This window comes from Streptomyces sp. NPDC029466 (genome assembly GCF_055574515.1).
Window position 1 is genome coordinate 12,500 of record NZ_JBVHZH010000008.1, and the last position, 24,703, is coordinate 37,202.

Here is a 24,703-nt window from a genome sequence, read left to right on the forward strand (position 1 = left end):
GTCCCCGGCCGAGTCCGGCCCCGGTCGTAGCTCCCCTGTGCCGTATCTCCCCGAAGGGTTGACCATGACTGTTTCCCGTGCCGCGAGGGGCGCGCAGCGCGCCCTTGACCAGGAGTGGTTCCGCCGTCCCCGGCCGGTGCCGGACCCCCGGCTGCGGCTGGTCTGCTTTCCGCACGCCGGCGGCGCGGCCAGCTTCTTCCGGGACTGGCCGCAGTGGCTGCCGGCGGATATCGAGGTCGTCGCGGTCTGTTATCCCGGCCGGGAGGACCGGATAGCGCTGCCCTCCGTCGAGACGATGGACGAGCTCGCCGGCCGGATCGCCGAGGAGCTGGGGCCCGCCCTGGACCGGCCGCTGGCCTTCTTCGGACACAGCATGGGGGCGTCGGTCGCGCACGAGGTGGCGCTGCGGATCGAGCGGCGGCACGGGCGGGTGCTGCGCCGGCTGCTGGTCTCCAGCCGCAGCGCACCGTCCCGGCTGCGGCCCTCCGGGATCTCCCGGGAGAGCGACGAGGTGCTGGTGGCCGACGTCATGGCGCTCGGCGGGACGTTCTCCGCCGCCCTCGACCACCCGGATCTGCGGGAGCTGCTGCTGCCCGCCATCCGCGCCGACTACCGGCTGATCGACGACTACCGGCCGCCCGTTCCGCTGCCCCGGCTCGGGGTGCCGGTGACCGCCCTGCTCGGCGACCGGGACCCGCATGTCCAGGAGGCGGACATGCGGGCCTGGGCGGAGGTGACCGAGGGGGACTTCGGGCTGCGGGTCCGCCCCGGGGACCACTTCTATCTGCTGGAGCGGGCGCCCTCTCTGGTGGCCGAGGTGGGCAGGCTGCTCACCAGCGGCTGAGGGGCCGGAAGACCCGCCGAGAAGCGGACCGCGAGGGTGCGCAACGCGTCCACCGTCCGGTCCGGGCCGTACCGTTCCGTCAGCTCCCGGGACACCAGATGGAATTCGGTGCAGCCCAGCACGACGCCGGTGCAGTCATGGCGCCGCATGAGGTGCTCCACTTCCGGCAGCGCCTCGTGCGGCAGCGGGCCGTGGCGCTTCATCCGGTAGATCAGCCGGTGGACCCGGGCCTGCGCGTCCTCGTCGGGGCGCACGACCCGGTGGGCCACGGCGTCCCAGCCGGGCTGCGACTCGAAGATCCGCGCCCGGCGGCTGCCCTCCGTGGACAGCATCAGGAACCGGCCGGTGGCACCGGCCAGTTCGGCCGCCGTGGTCTCCACCAGGGACACCACCCGCCCGCGCAGCACCGGATCGACCAGCGGGAGGAAGTGGTGCGCCGTGAAGCACAGCACGACCACCTGATCGGCGCCCCGCTCCAGCAGTTGCGCCAGCCGGTCCTCCAGCCGCTCGGTCATCTCCCGGGCCCTGCCCTGCCGGATGGCCTCGGTGCGGTCGGGGAAGGCCGGGTCGGAGTCCAGCAGCACCCGCGGGCGGGACTGCTCAGGACCGTGCCACTCGCCCGCGTACAGCGTCCGGAGGAATTCGGCCGAGGCGAGCGGGCCCATGCCGCCCAGGACGCCGAGGACTCCCGCGGCGGGGAGCACCGGGGTGGTCATCGGGTGCTCCCCGGCGCCGTGACGGCCGTGGCGCCTCCCGGCCCGGCGCTCCCCGGCCCGGCGCTCCCCGGCCCGGCGCTCCCCGTCCCGGCGATCCGCGGCGCGAGGACGGCGCAGATGTCCGCGGCCGGCTCCGGCTCCAGCATCCTGGCGTGCTCGCAGTCCACCTCGTGGATCTCCAGCTCGCCGTCGAGGAACTCCTTCCACGCCTGCGGGCTGGTCCACTCCTGCTGCTTCTGCGTGGCCACCACCAGCAGCATCGTGCCGCGGAACCGGTCGAGCCGGCGCACGTTGGTGAGCGTCACGTTGTTCACCATGATGTCCAGCGCCACGGCCCGCTGCGCGTCGTCGAGATGGCGCAGCTCGCTCTCGCCGCGGCCCAGCCAGTCGGTGATCCGGGCCCGCATCACCTCGGTGTCCGGCAGCTCCGGCGAGGCGCCCTCGGGCAGGCCGTAGATCCCGGCGTAGCCCTCGTACATCTGCGTGAGGATCTCCTCGGGGCCGCCGCTGCCGGGGCCGTCGGCCGGTGCCGGGTAGGCGTCGAGCACGGCGAGCAGCGCCACCTCCTGGCCCTGTGCCTGGAGCGCGGTGGCCACCGCATGCGCCATGATTCCGCCGAGCGACCAGCCCAGCAGGTGGTACGGGCCCTCGGGCTGCACCCGGCGGATCTCGCGGACGTAGTCCTCGGCCATCGCGTCGAGGGAGGGGGCGGGCGCTTCCGTGCCGTCCAGGCCCCGGGACTGCAGGGCGTACACCGGGTGGTCGGTGCTCAGGGCGCCGAGCAGCGCCGCGTAGCGCCAGCTGAATCCGGCGACCGGGTGCACACAGAACAGCGGCGCGGTGCGGCCCGCCGTGCGCAGCGGCAGCATCACCTCGAACGCGCTGCTGCCGCCGCCGTCGAGCTGGGCGGCGAGCCGGGCCGGGGTCGGCGCGGCGAACACATCGCGCAGCGCCGGGGCGCCGCCCAGCAGCGCCGCGAGCCGGCTCACCAGCCGGGTGGCCAGCAGCGAATGCCCGCCCAGCTCGAAGAAGTTGTCGTCCACGCCGACCTCTTCGGCCCCCAGGACCTCCGCGAAGAGCCGGCACAGCAGCTCCTCCTGCGGGGAGGCCGGCGGCCGGGTGGAGCGGCCGGTGACCGGGGCGGGCGCCGGCAGCGCCCGGTGGTCGAGCTTGCCGTTCGGCGTCAGCGGCCAGCTGTCGACGACGACGAACGCCGAGGGCGTCATGTACGAGGGCAGCAGCCTGGAGGTCTCGTCCCGTACGGCCGCCGGGCTCAACGGCGGTGCGTCCGGCGCCTGCTGGACGTACGCCACCAGACGGCGGTCGCCCGGCCGGTCCTCGCGGACGGTCACCACGGCGCGGCCCACCCCGGCGCACCGGCTCACCGCCGTCTGCACCTCGTCGAGTTCGATCCGGAAGCCGCGCACCTTGACCTGGCTGTCGGCCCGGCCGCAGAAGCGGAGCTGTCCTTCGCCGTCCCAGTACGCCAGGTCTCCGGTGCGGTACATCCGGGAGCCGGGGGCGCCGAACGGGTCGGCGACGAAGCGGTCCGCGGTCACCGCCGGCTGGTGCAGATACCCGCGGGCCACGCCGGTGCCGGAGACATACAGCTCGCCGACCACACCGGAGGGCACCGGCTGAAGGGCCGCGTCGAGCAGATACACCCGGGCGCCGTCGATCGGCCGCCCGATGACCGCGGTGCCGTCCGCGGTCCGCGGGTCACGGATCGCGAAGCTGACATCGCAGGTGGCCTCGGTGGGGCCGTAGGCGTTGATCAGCGTCCGGTCCCGGCCCCAGAACCCGGCGAGCTCCGCGGGCAGCACCTCCGCACCGGTGATCATCACCCGCAGCTCCGGCAGTGCGGTCCGGGGCACTTCGGCCAGCACCGACGGCGGGATCATCAGATGGCTGATCCGGCGCTCCCGGAGCACCTCGACCAGCTCCGCGCCCGTGGGAGTGCCCTCCGGTACGACCAGGCACCCGCCGCACAGCAGCGACCAGAAGAACTCCGCCACCGAGACATCGAAGCTGGGCGAGGCGAGCTGGAGCGCCCGGCTGCCCTCCCCGACGCCGTAGTGCGCGGCCTGGTTGGCGGCGAACGCGGCCAGCCCGGTGTGGGTGACCACGACGCCCTTGGGGCGGCCCGTGGTGCCGGAGGTGAAGATGGTGTACGCCGGGTGGTCGAGCCGCAGCGGGGCGGTCCGCTCGGCGTCGGTCAGGTCGGCGCCGGACAGCGCGGCGCACGCGGCAGCGGTGGCGGCGTCGTCCACCAGCAGCACCGGCACCGCACCGGTCTGCGGCAGCCGGTCCGCGAGCGCGGCCGTGGTCAGCAGCAGCACGGGCTCGGCGTCCGCGACCATGGCGGTCAGCCGCTCGGCCGGATAGCCCGGGTCCAGCGGCAGATAGACCGCACCGGTCTTCTGCACGGCGAGGACGGCCTCCACGAGGTGCCCGGACGGCGGCAGCGCGACCGCGACCGCACGCTCGGGGCCCGCGCCCCGCGCGGCCAGCAGCCGCGCCAACTGGTTGGCCCGCGCGTTGAGTTCCGCGTAGCTGAGCACGCCGTCCGTCTCCAGCGCGGGACGGTCCGGGGCGCTGTGCACCTGGCGCTCGAAGAGCTCGGCGAAGGTGGCGGCCGGCGGGGCCGGGCGCCGGTGCGGCCCGTCCTGGAGCAGGGCGTCGCGCTCGTCGGGGGAGAGCACCGCCAGGCGGCTGACCGGCAGCTCGGGGCCGGCGCAGGCATCGGCCAGCACCCGGGCCAGACGTGCGGTGAGCAGCCGGGCGGTCGCCGGGTCGAAGAGGTCAGCGGCGAATTCCAGCAGACCGCCGATCCCCGCCGGGCGGCCCTCGGCCGTACGGGACTCGCTCAGGTTGAACGCGAGGTCGACCTTGGCGGCCCCCTCGGCCTCGCCCTCGAAGGAGACGTCGAGGCCCGGCAGTTCGAGCGTGGTGCTGCCGGTGTTCTGGAGGATCAGCGCCACCTGGGCGAGCGGTGCGTGGGACAGCGTCCGGGTGGGGTTGACCGTCTCGACGACCCGCTCGAAGGGCACGTCCTGGTGTGCGTACGCGGCCAGATCGGTCTCGCGGACGCGCCCCAGCAGCTCCAGGAAGGTCGGGTCGCCGGACACATCGGTGCGCAGCACCAGGTTGTTGACGAAGTAGCCGACCAGCTCCTCCAGCGACTCGTCGGTGCGCCCCGCCACCACGGTGCTGACCGGGATGTCGCTGCCCGCGCCGAGCCGCGACAGCAGGACCGCGAGGCCGGCCTGGAGCACCATGAAGACCGTGGCATCGCACCGCCGGGCCAGCTCGACCAGCCGCTCGTGCGTCGCGGCGTCCAGGGTGAACGGCGCGGTCGCCCCGCGGTGACTGGCGACCGCGGGCCGGGGACGGTCCAGCGGCAGGTCCAGCAGCTCCGGCGCACCCGTCAACTGCTCACGCCAGTAAGCGAGTTGCTGCGCCAGCACGCTCTTCGGGTCGTCCTCGGCGCCCAGCAGCTCCCGCTGCCACAGCGCGTAGTCGGCGTACTGCACCGGCAGCGGCTGCCACCGGGGCACGCCGCCCCGCAGCCGCGCCCCGTAGGCCACCGACAGATCCCGGACCAGCGGCGCCAGCGAGGAACCGTCGCTCACGATGTGGTGCATGAGGAGCAGCAGCACATGCTCCCGGTCCGAGATCCGCAGCAGGGTGACCCGCAGCGGGAGTTCCCCGGCCAGGTCGAAGCCGCACCCGGTCCGCTCGGCCAGGGCGGCGGCCAGCTGCTCCTCGCCGTCGAGCGTCACATACTCCAGCTCCGGGCGCGCCTCCCCGACGGGGAGCACGATCTGGCAGGGCGCGCCGGCCACCTCGGCGAAGCGGGTGCGCAGCGCCTCGTGCCGCTCGATCACATCGCCCACCGCGGCCCGCAGCGCGTCCCGGTCCAGCGTTCCGCGCAGCCGCAGCGGCAGCGGGATGTTGTACGTCGGGCTCGTGCCCTCCAGCTGGAAGGCGAACCACAGACCGCGCTGGGCGTACGACATCGGCAGCCGGTCCGGGCGCACGGCCCGCACCAGGGCCGGGCGGGTGGTGTCCGCCTGCGCCAGCCGGGCGGCCAGCCCGGCCACGGTCGGCGACTCGAAGACGGACCGCACCGGCAGCTCCACGCCGAAGGCCGCGCGGATCCGGCTGAGCAGCCGGATCGCGGTGAGCGACTGCCCGCCCAGCGTGAAGAAGCTGTCGTCGACCCCCGGGCAGGGGCGGCCCAGCACGCTCTCGAAGAGGCCGCGGAGGATCTCCTCGGTGGCCGAGAACGCCGTCCTGGCGACCGGGGGCAGCACCTCGGTGCCGTCGTCGGTGTCCGGCCCGGGAGCCGGGGCGGCGGCGTCCAGTCGCCGGAAGGCGGCCGGCAGCGGGCAGGCGAGGCCGGCCACGGGCTGCCCGGGACCGGCCACGATCTCGCCCAGGACGCCTTCCAGCGCGCCGAGTACGGCCGCCGCCTCGTCCCGGTCGAAGAGGTCGGGACGGTACTCCAGCTCGATCTGGAGCCGCTGCCCGGTGAGACCGGCGACCACCCGCAGCGGGTAGTGCGCGGAGTCATGGCCCTCGGCGACCTCGACCCGCACCCCCGCGTACGAGGGCCGGGTGCCGTCGTCCCCGGGAGCGTTCTCGAACACCAGGAAGGTGTCGAAGAGATCGCCGGTCCCGGCCAGCCGCTGGATCCGGGCCAGGCTGAGGTGGTGCCGGCTGAGCAGCGCGGTCTGTTCGTCCTGGAGCCGTGCGAGGTTGTCCGCGACCGGGGCGCCCGCGTCGAGCCGTACCCGGACCGGGACGGTGTTGATGAACATCCCGACCATCGACTCGATCCCGGCGACCTCCGGCGGGCGGCCGGAGACCAGGGTTCCGAAGACCACGTCGTCGCGGCCGGTGAGCCGGCTGAGGACCACCGCCCAGGCGCCCTGGACCAGGGTGTTCACGGTCAGCCCGCGCTGCCGGGCGAAGTGTTCGAGGTCCCCGCCGAAGCCCTCGGGGAACGCGGCCACCACCCGCTCCGGTGCGACCGGCACCCGGCCCGGGTCGGCGGGCGCCATCAGCGAGGGGCCGGGCAGCGCGTCGAGCGCCTGCTGCCAGGCCCGCTCGCATCCGGCGTCGTCCTGGGCGGCCAGCCAGCTGAAGTAGCTGCGCTGCGGCACGACCGGCGGCAGGGCCCGGTCGTCGCCCCCGTGCTCGTACAGGGTGAACAGCTCCCGTACGAGGATCGGGGTGGACCAGCCGTCCAGCAGCAGATGGTGGTTGGAGAGCACCAGCCGGTGCCGGTCGGGCCCGAGCCGCACCAGGGTGAACCGCATCAGCGGCGGGCGGTCGAGCGGGAAGCGGCGGGCGCGGTCGGCGGTGAGGAACTCCGCCAGCCGCTCCGGGGCGTCGTCCTGTGCCGTGAGGTCGAGTTCCTCCCAGGGGAGCGGCACCTCGCGGTGGATCACCTGGAACGGCTGGCCGTTCGCCCGCTGCCTAAAGCCCGCCCGCAGGTTGGGGTGACGCTTGAGGAGCGCCGCCACCGATGCCTTGAGCAGGTCCGGGCGCAGCGGTCCGTCGAGGGCGAGGACCATCTGGACGCCGTAGACGTCGACCGCCTCGTCGTCGTACCAGGAGTGGAAGAACATCCCTTCCTGGAGCGGCGTCAGCGGAAGGACGTCTTCCAGCGCGGACTGCTTTTTCATCAGAGCATCCCCAGTTCTGCTTCAAGTGCGTCGATCTCGTCCTGGGAGAGCCCGAGGGAGAGATCGGAGGGTGTGTGACCGCCGGTTTCGGCGCCGGAGGTGTGGACGACCAGGGCGTCCAGCGCCTCGAACCAGAGCTCGGCGAGTTCGCGCACGGCCGGCTCCGGGAGGAGGCCGGCCGGCCAGGACCAGGTGGCGTTCAGCCGCGGCCCGCCGGGCAGGTCCTCGGTGAGGGCGTTGACCTCCAGCGCGTGCGGGACCGCGGCCCCGGCGTCCCGCGGGGCGGGGGAGGGCAGACCGTTCGCCATGGTCCACAGCTCGCCGTCGCTCCCGCCCGCCGCCGCGAACCGGCCCAGGTAGTTGAACCCGAGGCGGGGGACGGGGAGTCCGGCGAGCTGGGGCGCGGTGCGCGGGTTGAGGTAGCGGAGCATGCCGTACGAGACCCCGTTGCCCGGCAGCGCGCGCAGCTGCTCCTTGACCGCCTTCAGGGCCGCGCCCACGCCGGGGCCGCCCGCCCGCAGCTCCGTCCAGTCGACGGCCGCGGGGGCCAGCAGCGCCGGGTAGAGGCTGGTGAACCAGCCGACGGTGGCGGACAGGTCCGCGCCTTCGAGGATGTCCTCGCGGCCGTGGCCCTCCAGGTCGACCAGGACACCCGCCGCCGAGCGGTCGCCGCGCCGGCGGCGCCACTCCAGGACGGCGAGCGCGAAGCCGGTCAGCAGGACGTCGTTCACGTTCGCGTGGAAGGCGGCCGGGACCGTCGTCAGCAGCGGTTCGAGGCGCTCCGGCGGCAGTGCGAGCGTCAGATGGCGCACGGTCTCCGCGGTGTCCGTCCGCGGGTCCACCGGCCGTACGCCGGGCAGCGCGGCCGCCGCCGGGTCGCTCAGGACCGAGGTCCACACCCCGAGGCCGTCCGCCCAACGGGGCTGCTGCGCGCTCTCGTTCAGCCTCTGTGCCCACTGGCGGAACGAGGTGCGCACCTCGGCGAACGCCGGTACCCGCCCGTCCGCGGCGGCTTCCCATGCCGTCCGCAGATCCGGCAGCAGGATGCGCCAGGAGACACCGTCCACCGCGAGGTGGTGGATCAGGATCTGGAGCAGCCCCGGTGCCGCGTCCCCGGCGTCGTACCAGACGAGCTGGATCACCGAGCCGTCGTGCGGGGAGAGCCGCAGCCGGGCCTTCTCCCCGTGCTCGGCGAGCGCCAGGTCCCGGGCGTCGGCGGCCAGCCCGGCGATCTCCACCCGGCGCAGGACGGAGTCCGCGGTGACGGACCCGGGGGCGCCGACCGTGGGCCGCCCCGCGCCGTCCCCGTCCCGGGCCATCCGCAGCCGCAGCACGTCGTGATGGTCGAGCCAGCTCTGTACGGCGTCGGTGAGCCGCTGCTGCCCCAGCCCGGCCGGGACCCGGACCGTCACCGACTGGTTGAAGCCCGCCGTGGGTCCCTCCTGCTCGTACAGCCAGTGCATGATCGGCGTCATCGGGAAGTCACCCACACCGTCGTCCGCCGGGCGCGGTCCGGCGTCCTGGGCGGTCTCGGTGGCGACGGCGGCGAGCGCGGCGGCCGTACGGCACTCGAAGACCTGCCGGACCGTCACGTCCAGCCCCGCGGCCCGGGCCTGGGAGACCAGCCGGATGGAGCTGATGCTGTCCCCGCCGAGCTCGAAGAAGCTGTCGTCGATCCCGGCGTGCGCGATGCCGAGCACCTCCGCGAAGACCCGGCACAGGGTCTCCTCGCGGGCGGTGCGCGGAGCCCGCCCGGTGGTGCTGCCGGTGTACTCGGGCGCGGGCAGCGCCTTGTGGTCGAGCTTGCCGTTGGCGGTCAGCGGCAGGGCGTCCAGGGCGACGACGGCGGCCGGGACCATGTAGTCCGGCAGCGCGCCGGACAGGTGCTCGCGCAGCACGCCCGCGGCGGGCAGCCCGCCCGGCCCGGCCTCCGGGACCGCATAGCCGACCAGCCGCTTCTCGCCGGGCCCGTCCTCCCGGACGATCACCCGGGCCTGCGCCACCGCCGGATGTGACTCCAACGCGGCCTCGATCTCACCGAGTTCGATCCGGAAACCGCGCACCTTCACCTGGTCGTCGGCGCGCCCGAGGTATTCGAGCTGCCCGTCGGCGGTCCAGCGGGCCACGTCACCGGTGCGGTACATCCGGGAGCCCGGCGGGCCGAACGGGTCGGCCACGAACCGCCCGGCGCTGAGCGCCGGCTGGTGCAGATAGCCGCGGGCCAGTCCGGCGCCCGCCACATACATCTCGCCGGGCACGTTCGGCGGCAGCAACTCCAGCCGGTCGCCCAGCACATAAATCCGCAGATCCGGGATGCCCCGGCCGATCAGGCTCCGGGTCTGCCCGGCCGCCGCCCGCTCGTCCAGCGGCAGATGGCTGACGTGCACGGTGGTCTCGGTGATCCCGTACATGTTCACCAGGACCGGCGCGGTGTCCCCGTGGCGGCGGTACCACTCGGCCATCCGGCCCAGATCCAGCGCCTCGCCGCCGAACACGACGCGGCGCAGGGCCAGTTGAGCACCGAGGTCGGGGTGGTCCGCGTCGGCCTGCATCAGCTGGTAGAAGGCCGACGGCGTCTGGTTGAGGACCGTCACCCGCTCGTCGGCCAGCAGCCGCAGGAAGTCCTCCGGGGAGCGGCTCACCGCGTACGGCACCACGACCAGACGGCCGCCGTACAGCAGCGGACCCCACAGCTCCCACACCGAGAAGTCGAAGGCGTACGAGTGGAACAGCGTCCACACGTCGTCCGGGCCGAAGCCGAACCACTCCTCGGTCGCCGCGAACAGCCGCGCCACATTGCGGTGCGGGACGACGACGCCCTTGGGGCGGCCCGTGGAGCCCGAGGTGTAGATGACATAGGCGGCGTTCGACGGCGACAGCGGGCCGCCGCGGTCCGCGTCGGTCAGATCGCCGTCGTCGTACCCCGCCAGCGCACGGACGGTGCCGGGGTCGTCCAGCAGCAGGGTCCGGGGCCGGGACTCCGGCAGTCCGGCCGCGGCCCCGGCGGTGCTCAGCAGCAGCTCGGGGCCGGAGTCGGCGAGCATGTACGCGGTCCGGTCCGCCGGATAGGACGGGTCCACCGGGACATACGCCGCCCCGGACTTCACCACCGCCAGCAGCGCCACGACCAGCTCGGCGGTCCGCGGCAGGGCGAGTGCCACGAAGCGCTCCGGGCCGGCGCCGTGCGCCACCAGCAGCCGGGCCAGCCGGTTCGCCCGCGCGTTGAGCTCGCGGTATGTCAGCGACGCGCCCTCGTACGCCACCGCCACGGCATCGGGGGTACGTGCCACCTGTGCCTCGAACAGCTCCGGCAGCGAGGCCGGGGCCGCCTCCCCGGCGGTGCCGTTCCACTCCACCAGCAGCAGCTGCCGTTCGCCGGGCGCCAGCAGGTCGGCCTCGCTCACGGGGCGGTCCGGTGCGGCCGCGGCGGCCGTCAGCATCCGCTCCAGCCGCTCGGCGATCGCCCGCGCCCCGTCGCGGCCGAAGAGGTCCTCGGCGTACTCCAGGGAGCCGGTCAGGCCCGCGGGCGCACCGGCCTCGGTGAACCGCTCGCGCAGCCCGAAGGAAAGATCGGACTTGGCCGCCTCCAGCGTGGTCGGCTCGGTCGCCATCCGCACGCCGTCGTGCAGGCTGCCCGGCGCTTCCGCGTTGTTCTGGAGGTGCAGCATCACCTGGGCGAGCGGGATGTGCGAGAGCACCCGGGAGACCCGCGCCGCCTCGACGACGCGCTCGAAGGGCACGTCCTGGTGGGCGTAGGCGGCCAGGTCGGTGTCCCGGACCCGGGTGAGGAGTTCGCGGAAGGTCGGGTCTCCGGAGACATCGGTGCGCAGCACCAGGGTGTTGATGAACAGGCCGACGAGGTCGTCGAGGGCGTCGTCGGTGCGTCCGGCGACGGCGGTGCCCAGCGGGATGTCGGTGCCCGCGCCGAGCCGCGACAGCAGCGCGGCGACCGCCGTGTGCAGCACCATGAACAGCGTGGAGTCCGTGGCCTGCGCGAGCGCGACCAGCCCCTGGTGCACCTCGGCGTCGACGGCCAGCCCGACCGTGCTGCCCCGGTGGGAGGCGACGGCGGGCCGGGGGTGGTCGAGTGGCAGCTCCAGCAGCTCCGGGGCGCCCGCCAACTGAGCGCGCCAGTAGTCCAGTTGCTCCGCTATCAGGCTGTCCGGGTCGTCCTCGGAGCCCAGCACCTCCCGCTGCCACAGGGTGTAGTCGGCGTACTGGACGGCGAGGGGCCGCCAGGAGGGGGCGGTGCCCCGGTGGCGGGCGGTGTAGGCGGTGGACAGGTCGGTGAGGAGCGGGGCGATGGACCAGCCGTCGGCGGCGATGTGGTGCAGGAGGAGCAGCAGGACGTGGTCGTGTTCGCCCAGGCGGTAGAGGGTGGCGCGGAGCGGGTTCTCGTGGGTGAGGTCGAAGGCGTGGGCGGCCTGGTCGGCGAGGTGCTGGGGGAGTTGGTCCTCGGTGGTGGGGACGAGGGGGAGGCCGGGGCGCGCCTGGTCGGCGGGGACGACGGTCTGCCGGGGCTCCCCCTCGTGCTCGGTGATGCGGGTGCGCAGGGTCTCGTGGCGGTCGGTGAGGTCGGCGAGGGCCTCGGTGAGGGTGGCGTGGTCGAGCGGCCCGGTCAGGCGCAGGGCGTGCGGGATGTTGTAGGTGGGGCTGGGGCCTTCGAGTTGGTAGGCGAACCAGAGGCGGCGCTGCGCGGGGGAGAGGGGGAGGTGCGCCGGGCGTGGGTCGGCGGCCGCGAGGGGGGTGCGGGCCGTGTGGGCGCCGGTGAGGTGAGGTGCGAGCGCGGCGGCGGTGGGGTGCTCGAAGAGCGCGCGGAGCGGGATCTCGGCGTGCAGGGCGGTGCGGATCCGGCTGAGGAGGCGGGTGGCGAGCAGGGAGTGGCCGCCGAGGTGGAAGAAGCTGTCGTCGATGGTGACCGCGGGCAGGCCCAGGACCTCGGCGAAGAGCGCGGTGAGGGTTTCCTCGGTGGCGTTACGGGGCGCCCGGCCGCCGCTCTCCGCGTGCGCGGCGTAGTCAGGAGCGGGCAGTTGGCCCCGGTCCACCTTGCCATTGGGCGTCAGCGGCCACCGCTCCAGGACGACCACGGCGGACGGGACCATGTAGTCCGGCAGCGAGTCCGCGACCAGCTCCCGCAGCGCCGCCGGGTCGGGTGCGTCCGCACCGCCCGCGGCCGTCACATAGGCCACCAGCCGGCGCCCGGCGGCCGCGTCCTCATGCACCGTGACCAGCGCCTCGGCCACCCGCCCGGTGGCGCTCAGCGCGGCCTCGATCTCGCCGAGTTCGATGCGGAAGCCCCGGATCTTGACCTGGTGGTCGGTGCGGCCCAGGAACTCCAGCTGGCCGTCGGTACGCCAGCGCGCCAGGTCGCCCGTGCGGTACATCCGGCCGCCCGGGGCGCCGTACGGATCGGCGACGAACCGTTCCGACGTCAGCCCCGGCCGCCCGAGATAGCCCCGCGCGAGCCCCGAACCCGTGACATACAGCTCGCCCGCGACCCCCGCGGGCACCGGGCGCAGCGCGGCGTCCAGGACATAGACCCGGGCATTGCGGATCGGGCCGCCGATCGGCGGCACGTGGGCGCCCGACAGCGGTTCGCTCATGGTGGCGCAGACGGTGGCCTCGGTCGGGCCGTAGGCGTTCACCATCCGCCGGCCGGCCGACCAGCGCCCCACCAGTTCCGGGGCGGTGGCCTCGCCGGCCACGACCAGCGTCATCCCGTCCGGCAGGCCGTCCGGCCCGAGCACGCCGAGCGCGGCGGGCGGCAGCGTGGCATGGGTGACCCGCTGTTCCGCCAGCAGCCGGGCCAGCGGTTCGCCGGGCGCCAGCCGGGGCGCGGGGGCCACCACGAGGGCGGCGCCGGTGGTCAGCGCCATGATCAGTTCCCAGGCCGCGGCGTCGAAGCTCAGCGAGGCGAACTGGAGCACCCGGGACCGGGGTCCGACCGCGAAGGCCTCGGCGTGGGTGGCCGCCAGCGACGCCACTCCGGCGTGAGTGACCTCGACGCCCTTGGGGCGGCCGGTGGAGCCGGAGGTGTAGATGACGTAGGCGGGGTGCTGGAGGAGGGCGCGGGGGCCGAGCGGGGTGGCGGGCAGCTCGGTCAGCTCGGCGACGACGGCGGGGTCGTCCAGGAGCAGGCGGGGGCAGCCGGTTTCGGGCAGGGCGACGCCGCCGACGGTGAGCAGGCAGGTGGGGCGGGCGTCGTCGAGCATGTAGGCGATCCGCTCGGCGGGGTACTCCGGGTCGACGGGCAGATACGCCCCGCCCGCCTTGTGCACCGCCAGCGCGGCCACCACCATCTCCGGTGAGCGCGGCACGGCGAGCGCCACCACCCGCTCCGGGCCCACGCCGTGCCGGATCAGCAGCCGGGCCAGCCGGTTCGCCCGCTCCGCCACCTCCGCATAGCTCAGCACGAGGTCCTCGAACACCACGGCGGGCGCCTGCGGATCGGTGCCCACCCAGGTGTCGAAGAGCTCCGGCATCGTGGCCGGCGGGACCGGGTGGCCGGTCGCGTTGCGCTCCACGATCAGCTGGTGGTGCTCGGCCGCGTCGAGCACCGGAGCCTGGCTCACGGCCCGGTCCGGGGCCGCGGTCACCGCGTCCAGCACCCGTATCAGCCGCTGCGCCAGGATCTCGGCGCTCTCCTCCCGGAACAGGTCCACGGCGTACTGGATCTCGCCGACCATGCCCGCCGGGGCCTGCTCGGGGGTGTACCGCTCCTCCAGGTAGAAGGTGAGATCGGTCTTGGCCACCCCGGTCGCCACATCGCCGAAGGACGCCTCGACACCCGGGAGGGAGAAGGTGCTGTCCGCGTTGCTCTGCAGGGTCAGCAGCACCTGGAAGAGCGGGGTGTGCGACAGCGACCGGCCCGGGTTGACCTCCTCGACGACCCGCTCGAAGGGCACGTCCTGGTGGGCGTAGGCGGCCAGGTCGGTGTCCCGGACCCGGGCCACGAGTTCGCGGAAGGTCGGGTCACCGGAGAGATCGGTGCGCAGCACCAGGGTGTTGACGAAGAAGCCGACGAGGTCGTCCAGCGCCTCGTCCGTACGGCCCGCCACTGCGGTACCGACCGGGATGTCCCGCCCGGCCCCCAGCCGCGACAGCAGGACCGCGAGCCCGGCCTGGACGACCATGAAGACCGTGGCGTCGCACCCGCGGGCCAGCTTCACCAGCCGCCGGTGCAGGTCCGCGTCCAGGGTGTAGCGCACGGTCGCGCCCCGGTGGCTCGCCACCGCCGGACGCGGATGGTCCAGCGGCAGTTCGAGGAGCTCCGGCGCGCCCGCCAACTGCTGCTTCCAGTAAGCGAGTTGCTCCGACAGCAGGCTCTCCGGGTCGTCCTCGGAGCCCAGCACGTCCTGCTGCCACAGCGCGTAATCGGCGTACTGGACCGGCAGCGGCTCCCACTGTGGTCCGGCGTCCGCGCACCGGGCCGCGTACGCCTCCGACAGATCGCGGGCCAGCGGCGCCATCGACCAGCCGTCGGCCGCGATGTGGTGCATCAGCAGCAGCAGTACGTGCTCCCGCTCGGCGACCCGGTAGAGGGTGACCCGCAGCGGCACCTCGGCGGTGAGGTCGAAGCAGTGGCGCGCCTGCTCCGCGAGCGCCCCGGTCAGCGCTTCCTCCCCGGCCAGCTCCACGAACCGGACCTCCGGGCGCCCGTCCTCGGGGGACAGCACCACCTGGCAGGGCTCACCGGCCTCCTCCGCGAAGCGGGTCCGCAGCACCTCGTGCCGGCCGGTCACCTCCGCGACCGCGGCCACCAGCGCGTCCCGGTTCAGCTCGCCCGACAGGCGCACGTACAGCGGGCAGTTGTACGTCGGGCTGGGTCCCTCCAGCTGGAACGCGAACCACAGCCGGCGCTGGGCGAACGACATGGGGAACAAAGGGACTCCTTCAGGAACTCACAAAAGAGGGGACCGGCCGGGCGGACTGCACCACCGGTGGTTCAGGACGGCCGGCGGCGCATGGCACGGAGGGACGGGCGGGCCTTGCGGGCACCGTCGAGCTGCTGCGCGAGCTGGGCGACCGTCGGATTCTCGAAGATCGTCCGGACCGTGACCTCGGCGCCGAGCGCGGCCCGGATGCCGCTGATCAGCCGGGTCGCCAGCAGGGAGTGCCCGCCCAGCCGGAAGAAGCTGTCGTGGATGCCGACCTCCGGCAGCCCCAGCAGCTCGGCGAAGAGGCCGCAGAGCGTCTCCTCGCGCGGGGTCCGCGGTCCCTCGGATCCGGCGGACGGCGCCGGGCGGCCCGGCACGGGCAGCGCCTTGCGGTCGACCTTGCCGTTCGGCATCAGCGGCCACTGCTCCACCACGACGACCGCGGACGGCACCATGTGCCGGGGCAGACTGCCGGAGATCTGCTCCAGCAGCTCCTCGGCGGGCAGCGGACCGGACAGCTCCGGCAGCAGCTCGGTGTACGCCACGATGCGCTTGTCGCCGGGGCTGTCCTCACGGACCAGCGCCACCGTCTGCTTGACCCGCGGATGGGCGTCCAGCACCGCCTCGATCTCCCCGAGTTCGATACGGAAACCGCGCACCTTCACCTGGGCGTCCGTCCGGCCGACGTACTCCAGCTCGCCGTCGGCGCGTCGGCGCACCAGGTCCCCGGTGCGGTACATCCGCTCCCCGGGCGCCCCGTACGGGTTCGCCACGAAACGCTCCGCGGTCAGCGCGGCCCGGTTCCGGTAGCCCCGGGCGAGGCCGTGCCCGGCGAGGTACAGCTCGCCGGGGATACCGGCGGGCACCGGCCGCAGCCCCGCGTCCAGCACGTACACCCGGGTGTGGGCGACCGGGACGCCGATGGGCGGCACGCCCTCGCCGGACAGCGGGCGGCTCATCGTGGCGGCGACGGTGGACTCGGTCGGACCGTACGAGTTGATCATGCGGTACCGGGTGGCCCAGCGGCCCGCCAGCTCCACGCTCACCGCGTCCGCGCCGGTCACCAGGGTGCGCAGGTCCGGGAATTCACCGTCCGGGATCGTCGCCAGGGTGGCCGGCGGGATCAGGGTGTGGCTGATCCGGGTGTCCCGCAGGACCTCGGCCAGCGCCTCACCGGCCAGCGGCCCGCCGTCCGGGACCACCAGGGCGGCGCCGGTGGTGAGCGCCATGACCAGCTCGATCACCGAGGCGTCGAAGCTGGGCGAGGAGAGCTGGAGCACCCGGCTGTCGCCGTCCAGCAGGTAGTTCTCCCGCGCGGAGGCGGACAGCGCGGCCACTCCGGCGTGGGTGACCTCGACGCCCTTGGGGCGGCCGGTGGAGCCGGAGGTGTAGATGACGTAGGCGGGGTGCTGGAGCCCGGCGCGGGCGTCGAGGGGGGTGGCGGGCAGGTCGTTCAGGTCGGCGACCACGGTGGGGTCGTCCAGGAGCAGGCGGGGGCAGTCGGTTTCCGGGAGGGGGGTGCCGGTGAGGGTGAGCAGGCAGGTGGGGCGGGCGTCGTCGAGCATGTAGGCGATCCGCTCGGCGGGGTACTCCGGGTCGACGGGCAGATACGCCCCGCCCGCCGTGACCACCGCCAGCATCGCCACGATCAGGTCCGCCGACTTCGGCAGCGCCAGCGCCACCACCCGCTCCGGGCCCACGCCCTGCCGCATCAGCAGCCGCGCCAGCCGGTTGACCCGCTCCGCCACCTCCGCGTACCGGTAGGTACGGTCCCGGTGGACCAGTGCCGGGGCGTGCGGAGCCTGCGCCACCCGCTCCTCGAAGAGCGCGGGCAGGGTCGCCGCGGCCGTGCCGCGGGCGGTGTCGTTCCCGCCGGAGAGCAGCTGGTCGCGCTCCTGCGGCGCGAGGATCTCGATCTGCCCGACCGTGCGGTCCGGGTCGGCGACGGCCGCCCGCAGCACCCGCAGCAGCCGGTCCGCGAGGGTCACCGCGGTCCCGTGGTCGAACAGGTCGGTCGCGTACTTCACTTCGAGACCGATCCCGTCCGGGACCAGGTCAGCGTCCTGCCGCTCCTCCCAGAAGAAGATCAGGTCGAACTTGGCGATCTCATTGGTGACCTTCGGCGCGGTCGCCTCGGTGCCGGGGAAGTCCAGCGCGCCCCGCTGGTAGCTCTGGAGCGTCGTCACGACCTGGACGAGCGGGGAGTGGGACAGCACCCGGTCCGGGTTGACCGCCTCGACGACCCGCTCGAAGGGCACGTCCTGGTGGGCGTAGGCCGCCAGGTCGGTCTTCCGGGCGCGGGCCAGCAGCTCGCGGAAGGTCGGGTCGCCGGACAGATCGGTGCGCAGCACCAGCGTGTTGATGAAGAAGCCGACCAGGTCGTCCAGCGCCTCGTCCGTACGGCCCGCCACGGCGGTCCCGACCGGGATGTCGCTACCGGCCCCGAGCCGCGACAGCAGCGCCGCGATCGCCGCGTGCAGCACCATGAACAGCGTGGCACCGGAACTCTGCGCCAGCGCCACCAGCTGCCGGTGCAGCCCGGCGTCCAGCTCCAGCTGCACACTGCCGCCGTGGTGACTGGCCACCGCCGGGCGGGGCCGGTCCAGCGGCAGCGCGAGCAGCTCGGGCGCACCGGCCAGCTCCCGCTCCCAGAACGCCAGCTGCTGCGAGATCACACTGCCCGGGGTGTCCTCCGAGCCCAGCAGCTCCCGGTGCCACAGCGCGTAGTCCGCGTACTGGACGGGCAGCGCCTCCCGCTCCGGGCTCCGGCCCGCCAGGCGCGCGCCGTACGCCTCCGACAGATCGCGGGCCAGCGGCGCCATCGACCAGCCGTCGCTGGCGATGTGGTGCATCACCACCGCCAGCACATGCTCCCGCTCGTTCAGCGAGAACACACTGACCTGGAGGGGGAGTTCGCCGACCAGCCCGAACGGGTGGAGGGCCGCCTGCGCGAGCGCCTCGGTCAGCCCCGCTTCCCCCGCGACCGGGACGAAGGACACCTCCGGCGTCAGCTCACCGGCCGGCAGGACCTGCTGATACGGCTCACCGTCCGCCTCCGGGTAGACGGTGCGCAGCACCTCGTGCCGCGCCACCACGTCCGCGACCGCGGCCCGCAGCGCGTCCTGGTCCAGCGGGCCGGACAGCCGTATCCAGGTGGGGATGTTGTAGGTGACGCTGGAGCCCTGGAGGCGGTGGATGAACCACAGCCGCCGCTGGGCGAACGACAGCGGCACCCGCTCCGGGCGGTCCGCCGCCACCAGCGCGGGACGGGCCCGCTCCGCCTCGTCGAGCCGGGCCGCGAGCCCCGCCACCGTGGGCGTCTCGAAGACCGCCCGGATGGACAGTTCCACGCCCAGCGTGCCGCGCAGCCCGGCGATCAGCCGGGTCGCCAGCAGCGAATGGCCGCCCAGATCGAAGAAGTTGTCGTCCACGCCCACCCGCGGCAGGCCCAGGACCTCGGCGAACGCACCGCTGAGGATCTCCTCGTGCGCGGTGCGCGGACCCCGGCCCGGGGCGCGCGCCGATCCGTAGTCGGGCACCGGCAGCGCCCGGCGGTCCAGCTTCCGGTTGACGGTCAGCGGCAGCTCGTCGAGCAGCACGAAGGCCACCGGCACCATGTAGTCGGGCAGTTGCCGGGCGGCGTACCGGCGCAGCTCCGCCGGGTCCGGGGAGCACCCGGGCGCGGGGACCGCATAGCCGACCAGCCGCTTGTCTCCGGGCCGGTCCTCCCGCACGATCACCGCGGCCTGGGCGAGTTCGGGGTGGGCACCGAGAACGCCGTCGATCTCGCCGAGCTCGATCCGGAACCCCCGGAGCTTGACCTGGTCGTCGACCCGGGCGATGAACTCCAGCTGTCCGTCCGCCCGCCAACGGCCGAGGTCACCCGACCGGTACATCCGGCTGCCCGGCGGACCGAAGGGGTTGGCGACAAAGCGGGTGGAGGTCAGATCGGGGCGCCGGTGGTAGCCGCGGGTCACCAGGTCCCCGGCGATGTAGATCTCCCCGGGGCTGCCCACCGGGACGGGCTGGAGCCGCGCGTCCAGCACGAACATCTGGGTGTTCCAGACCGGCCGGCCGATGGTGACCACACCCGCCGGGACGGTGTCCCCCGGCTCGATCCGGTACTCCGAGCAGCCGACGGTGGTCTCCGTCGGCCCGTACTCGTTGATGACGGTCGCCCTGGGATGCCGGCCCCGCCACTCGTCCAGCACCTCGCCCATCAGCGACTCCCCGCCGAGCACCAGCTGCTCATCGGGCGAGAACGCGTCGGGGAGCTCGATCAGCAGCGGCAGATGGCTCGGGGTCGCCTTCACGAAGCTGGGGCTCTGCTGCCCCTCGGCCGCCGCGCTCGACGCGTCCAGCTCGATCAGCTGCACACAGCCGCCCGAGGTGAGCGGGGCGAACAGGCCGGTCGCCGTGAGGTCGAAGGCGACCGGCGAGTGCACCAGCGCGGTGCCCGCGACGCCCGGGTAGGCGGACCGGGTCCAGGACAGATAGCCGTCGAGGGAGCGGTGCTGGACCGTGACGCCCTTGGGGCGGCCGGTGGAGCCCGAAGTGAAGATCACGAAGGCGGCGTTGTCCAGCGACAGCGGCCCGTTGCGGTCCGCGTCGGTGAGGTCGGCGGCGGACATCGCCGCCGCCTCGGCGGCCGCACCCGGCTCGTCCAGCCGCAGCAGCGGGCACGGCGCCGGGACCTCCTCCATCACCCCGCGCCCGGTCAGCACCAGCACCGGGTCGACGTCCGCCAGCATGAAGCCGAGCCGGTCCGCCGGATAGGTCGGATCCAGCGGCAGATACGCGCCGCCGGCCTTCAGCACGGCCAGCAGCGCGACCACCAGCTCCACCGACCGCGGCATCGCCACGGCGACATAGCTCTCCGGCCCCACACCCCGCGCGGCCAGCACCCGGGCCAGCCGGTTGGCCCGTTCGTTCAGCTCGCGGTAGGTCAGCGCGGTGCCCTCGTGTACGACGGCGGGGGCGTCCGGAACATCCGCGGCCCGGTCCTCGAACAGCTCCGGCACCGTCCGCCCGGACAGCTCGCGCGCTTCGCCCTGCCAGGCGTGCAGCAGCCGGTCCCGCTCACCGGCGGTCAGCAGCTCCAGCTCCCCGACCGGCAGATCGGGCCCGGCGACCGCCGCGCCGAGCAGCCGCACCAGCCGGGCGACCAGCGCCTCGGCGGTGGCCGCGTCGAAGAGGTCGGTGGCGTACTCCAGCAGACCGTCCACCCCCGTCCAGGAGCCGTCGGCGGCCTGGCGCTCCCAGGTGTGGAAGGACAGATCGAACCGCGCGGTTCGCCGCGGTACTTCCTCCGGCACGGCGTTCAGCCCGGCCGTCGCGGCGCCGTGGTCCGGGATGTTCTGCGAGGTGAGCATCGTCTGGAACAGCGGGGTGTGGGAGAGCGTCCGCACCGGGTTGACCGCCTCGACGACGCGCTCGAAGGGCACGTCCTGGTGGGCGTAGGCGGCCAGATCGGTGTCCCGGACCCGGGCGAGCAGTTCGCGGAAGCTCGGATCGCCGGAGACATCGGTGCGCAGCACCAGCGTGTTGACGAAGAAGCCGACGAGGTCGTCGAGGGCGTCGTCGGTTCGTCCGGCGACGGCGGTGCCCAGCGGGATGTCGGTACCCGCGCCGAGCCGCGACAGCAGCGCGGCCACCGCGGCCTGGAACACCATGAAGACGGTGACATCACACTGCCGGGCCAGCCGCGCCACGCCCTGGTGCAGCCCGGCGTCCAGTGCGAAGCGCACACTCGCACCGCGATGGCTGGCGACAGCGGGACGCGGCCGGTCCAGCGGCAGCTCCAGCAGCTCCGGAAGGCCCTTCAACTGGTCCTGCCAGAAGTCGAGTTGAAGCCCGGCAAGACTCGTGGGGTCGTCCTCGGAGCCCAGGATCTCCCGCTGCCAGAGGGTGTAGTCGGCGTACTGGACGGCGAGTGGCTGCCAGGCGGGCGCGGTGCCGCCCCGGCGCGCGGTGTAGGCGGCGCCGAGGTCCTGGAGCAGCGGGCCCGTGGACCAGCCGTCGCTGGCGATGTGGTGGGTGAGGAGCAGCAGCACGTGCTCGTGCTCGGCCAGGCGGTAGAGCACGGCGCGCAGCGGATTCTCATGGCTGAGGTCGAAGGCGTGGGCGGCCTGCTCCGCGAGGTGCCGGGGGAGCTGGTCCTCGGTGGTGGCGACGAGGGGCAGCTCGGGACGCGCCTGCTCGGCCGGGAGGACTATCTGGTGGGGCTCCCCGTCCTGTTCCGCGATACGGGTGCGGAGGGTCTCGTGCCGAACCGTGAGGTCCGCCAGGGCGGTGGCCAGCGTCGGGTGGTCGAGGGGGCCGCCGATCCGGAACGCGTGCGGGATGTTGTAGGTGGGGCTGGGGCCTTCGAGCTGGTAGGCGAACCACAGCCGGCGCTGGGCGGGGGAGAGGGGGAGGTGCGACGGACGGGGCGTGACGGGCGCGAGCGGGCCGCGGGCGGTGGGGGCGGTGGAGAGCTCCGGCGCGAGTGCGGCCACGGTGGGGTGCTCGAAGAGCGCGCGGACGGTGAGATCGGCGTGCAGCGTGGCACGGATCCGGCTGATGAGACGGGTGGCGAGCAGCGAGTGCCCGCCGAGGTGGAAGAAGTTGTCATCGATGGTGACGGCGGGCAGGCCCAGCACGTCGGCGAAGAGCGTGGTAAGGGTCGCTTCCGTGGCGTTGCGGGGCGCCCGGCCGCCGCTCTCCGCCTGCGAGGCGTAGTCGGGGACGGGCAGTTGGCCCCGGTCCACCTTGCCATTGGGCGTCAGCGGCCACTGCTCCAGCACGACCACGGCCGACGGGACCATGTAGTCAGGCAGCGATTCCCCGACCAGCTCCCGCAGCACCGCCGGGTCGGGCGCTTCCGCGTCCCCCACCCCCGTCACATAGGCGACGATCCGCTGGTCGCCCTCGCGGTCCTCGCGGACCAGCACCACGGTCCGGGAGACCAGCGGATGCCGCATCAGCACCGCCTCGATCTCCCCCAGCTCCACCCGGTGCCCGCGCACCTTCACCTGGTGGTCGGTACGGCCCAGGAACTCCAGCTGCCCGTCCGCCCGCCAGCGCGCCAGGTCGCCCGTGCGGTACATCCGGCTGCCGGGCGCCCCGTACGGATCGGCCACGAACCGCTCCGACGTCAGCCCCGCCCGCCCCAGATACCCCCGCGCGAGCCCCGGCCCGGCGATGTAGAGCTCACCCGCGACACCCTCCCCAACCGGCCGCAGACCGGCGTCCAGGACATAGCCGCGGGCGTTGTCCATCAGCCGGCCCAGCGGCAGCACACCGTCCGGGGTCGGCTCACCGGGCTCCAGCCGGAACTCGGCCGCGTTGACGGTAACTTCGGTCGGCCCGTAGACATTCAGCACGGTGGCCGCCGGGTGCCGCCGCCGCCACTCGTCCAGAACGGAACCGATCAGCGCCTCACCGCCCAGCATCAGCTCCTCGGTGGGGGAGAACCCGGCCGGAAGCACGTCCAGCAGCGGCAGATGACTGGGCGTGGCCTTGAGGAAGGTGCACTCCGGCGTCCCGCCGAACGCGTCCGCCTCCAGCGGGCCCGCCAGCACCCGGCCACCGCTGACCAGCGGCACCCACAGCGAGGTGACGGTCATGTCGAAGGACACCGACGAATGCCACAGCGAGGTACCGCGGGCGCTCGGGTACGTCTGCCGTGACCAGCCGAGGTAGTCGGCGAGCGCCCGGTGCTCGATCACCACCGCCTTCGGCACGCCCGTGGAGCCCGAGGTGTAGATGACGTAGGCGGGATGCGCCGGACGCAGCGGGGCGGTCCGCTCCCCGTCACCGAGGTCCGTCGCCGCAGCCCGGGACAGCGCCTCCGCCACGTTCGGAGCGTCCAGCAGCACGGCCCGCCCGTCGAAGTCCTCCGCCGCCGCCCCGGCCCCGGCTGTGGTGAGCAGGCAGGCCGGGCGGGCGTCGGACAGCATGAAGGCGATGCGGTCCGCCGGGTAGTCGGTGTCCATCGGCAGATAGGCGGCCCCGGTCTTCGCCACCGCCAGCAGCGACACCACGAGATCGACGGACCGCGGCACCAGGACCGCGACGATCCGCTCGGGCCCCACGCCCCGCTCCGTCAGCAGCCGGGCCAGCCGGTTGGCGCGGGCGTTCAACTCCCGGTAGCTGAGCTGCTCATCACCACAGCCGAGCGCCGGCGCGTCAGGAGTACGCCGCACCTGGTCCTCGAAGAGCTCGGGAAGCGTCAGCGCGGCGAAGGGCCGCTCATTTCCCTGCCACTGCGCCTGGGCCTTCGGACCACTCATCGGGGAACTCCTTGTGCATCAGCAGAAACGCGGCACATCAACCGACCGGAGGCTAAGAACCTCGGGTTTCAGTGCGCTATTGAAGCCATTTCGCTTGCTGAGCTGGGGGTTTACCGCGTAGGGCCGGGGGGTCTGCCGACATGACAACGGCCCCCGCCGTGTGGCGAGGGCCGGTGATGCAGGGTCTGCTGCGGGTTCAGGCGGGGAACCCTCCACCCTTGACGGCAGCGACGAACGCCGACCAGCCGTTCGCGGTGAAGGTGAGTGCCGGGCCGTTGGGGTCCTTGCTGTCGCGGACGGGGACAGCGCCGGTGCCAGTGGCGGCAACCTCGATGCAGTCGCCGCCGTTGCTGCTGTAGGAGGACTTGAACCAGCGGAGGGATTCGGTCGTCACGGGATGCCCTTTCGCAACTGCTCGATCATGGCCACAGACGTCGCCTGTGACAGCGCTTCGGCCTGCAACTGATGGTATGCCGTCAACATGGGGAGCACGGCTGTGCTTTCGCGCTCCAGGTGCCCCCGTGCCTGTGACTCGGCATATGCGACCACGGACCTGTCGGCCAGAGTGAGGAGGTTCACCGGCAGGTTGAACGCCCGCCGTGCTCCTATGTTGAAGGGTGCCACTTGCAGTACCCAGTTGGGGAGGGAAGCGACTTCGACCAGTCGCCGAAGCTGACCTTCCATGACCTCGGTACCACCGATCTCGTGGCGGAGACAGCTCTCATCCATCACCACAAGCATCATGGGGGGCCGGGAGCGTACCAGCGCGGCTTGCCTCTCCGAGAGGAAGGAGACCCGCTCTTCAGCTTGTTCGGGCGTGATGGCCCCACGCTGCACATCGCCGTCGGCCACCGTCCGCGCGTACTCCGGTGTCTGCAACAAGCCGGGGACAAGCCCGATCTGGAACAGCCGGATCTCTACGGCCCGGCCCTCGTACCCGACGTACTCGGGAAATCCTTCCAACTGGCTGCCGTGCTTGATCTCGCGGTACTCACGCTCGAACGAGTCCGCTGTGCCCTCAAGGCCGAAGACACGGTCCACGCTACGCGAGAACCGGAGAGTTGGAGGTTTCCGACCGTTTTCGACGGCCGAAACATGCACACTGGAATACTCCGCGCGTTCGGCCAGGTCCTCTTGAGTCCAGCCACGCGCCTCTCGCAGGCTGCGTAAACGCGCTCCGTAGGCCGCTTCAGGGGAGGCGTCCGGGTTCAAGTCGTTGCGATTCAACGGGCGTTCACTGTCCTTCCGTCCGCAAGTGACACGTTGAATGCCCCCTGACTGTAGGCCACGCTGAGAACTC

7 protein-coding genes are annotated in these 24,703 nt (G+C 73.4%); 1 reads left to right on the forward strand and 6 read right to left on the reverse strand.

The features are described from left to right. The first annotated feature begins 64 nt into the window (after positions 1 to 64). A complete protein-coding gene (locus tag ACZ4XD_RS09280; protein WP_468039798.1) occupies positions 65 to 844 on the forward strand; it encodes a thioesterase II family protein in 780 nt (259 codons plus the stop codon). On the opposite strand, the gene ACZ4XD_RS09285 is transcribed toward ACZ4XD_RS09280, so the two are convergent. The 6 genes from ACZ4XD_RS09285 to ACZ4XD_RS09310 all read right to left on the reverse strand — a co-directional run bounded on the left by ACZ4XD_RS09285 (position 781) and on the right by ACZ4XD_RS09310 (position 24,630). Continuing rightward, the gene (locus ACZ4XD_RS09285) at positions 781 to 1,560 is read right to left on the reverse strand and encodes an aspartate/glutamate racemase family protein (protein WP_468039800.1); all 780 of its coding nucleotides are present in this window, start codon (positions 1,558 to 1,560) and stop codon (positions 781 to 783) included. The two genes, ACZ4XD_RS09280 and ACZ4XD_RS09285, sit on opposite strands and share 64 nt — an antisense overlap. Next, entirely contained in the window at positions 1,557 to 7,253 is a 5,697-nt protein-coding gene (locus ACZ4XD_RS09290; protein WP_468039802.1) for an amino acid adenylation domain-containing protein, read from the reverse strand. Before ACZ4XD_RS09290 ends, ACZ4XD_RS09285 begins: the two co-directional genes overlap by 4 nt. After that, complete coding sequence (locus ACZ4XD_RS09295; RefSeq protein ID WP_468039804.1) at positions 7,253 to 15,127, reverse strand: amino acid adenylation domain-containing protein; 7,875 nt, start codon at positions 15,125 to 15,127, stop codon at positions 7,253 to 7,255. Before ACZ4XD_RS09295 ends, ACZ4XD_RS09290 begins: the two co-directional genes overlap by 1 nt. Positions 15,128 to 15,198: 71 nt before the next feature. After that, positions 15,199 to 23,403 (reverse strand): non-ribosomal peptide synthetase, encoded by an 8,205-nt coding sequence (locus ACZ4XD_RS09300; RefSeq protein ID WP_468039806.1) that lies wholly within the window; start codon positions 23,401 to 23,403, stop codon positions 15,199 to 15,201. 196 nt (positions 23,404 to 23,599) lie between these two features. Next, positions 23,600 to 23,797: a DUF397 domain-containing protein gene (locus ACZ4XD_RS09305; RefSeq protein ID WP_468039808.1), complete on the reverse strand. Its 198-nt coding sequence runs from the start codon at positions 23,795 to 23,797 to the stop codon at positions 23,600 to 23,602. After that, entirely contained in the window at positions 23,794 to 24,630 is an 837-nt protein-coding gene (locus tag ACZ4XD_RS09310) for a helix-turn-helix domain-containing protein (RefSeq protein ID WP_468039810.1), read from the reverse strand. Before ACZ4XD_RS09310 ends, ACZ4XD_RS09305 begins: the two co-directional genes overlap by 4 nt. Between the last annotated feature and the right edge of the window lie 73 nt (positions 24,631 to 24,703).

What these genes read in the sequence shown, in the direction of transcription:
- ACZ4XD_RS09280 (WP_468039798.1), top strand. Translation starts at nt 65, where the DNA reads ATGACTGTTTCCCGTGCCGCGAGGGGCGCGCAGCGCGCCCTTGACCAG.
- ACZ4XD_RS09285 (WP_468039800.1), bottom strand. Translation starts at nt 1,560, where the DNA reads ATGACCACCCCGGTGCTCCCCGCCGCGGGAGTCCTCGGCGTCCTGGGC.
- ACZ4XD_RS09290 (WP_468039802.1), bottom strand. Translation starts at nt 7,253, where the DNA reads ATGAAAAAGCAGTCCGCGCTGGAAGACGTCCTTCCGCTGACGCCGCTC.
- ACZ4XD_RS09295 (WP_468039804.1), bottom strand. Translation starts at nt 15,127, where the DNA reads ATGTCGTTCGCCCAGCGCCGGCTGTGGTTCGCGTTCCAGCTGGAGGGA.
- ACZ4XD_RS09300 (WP_468039806.1), bottom strand. Translation starts at nt 23,403, where the DNA reads ATGAGTGGTCCGAAGGCCCAGGCGCAGTGGCAGGGAAATGAGCGGCCC.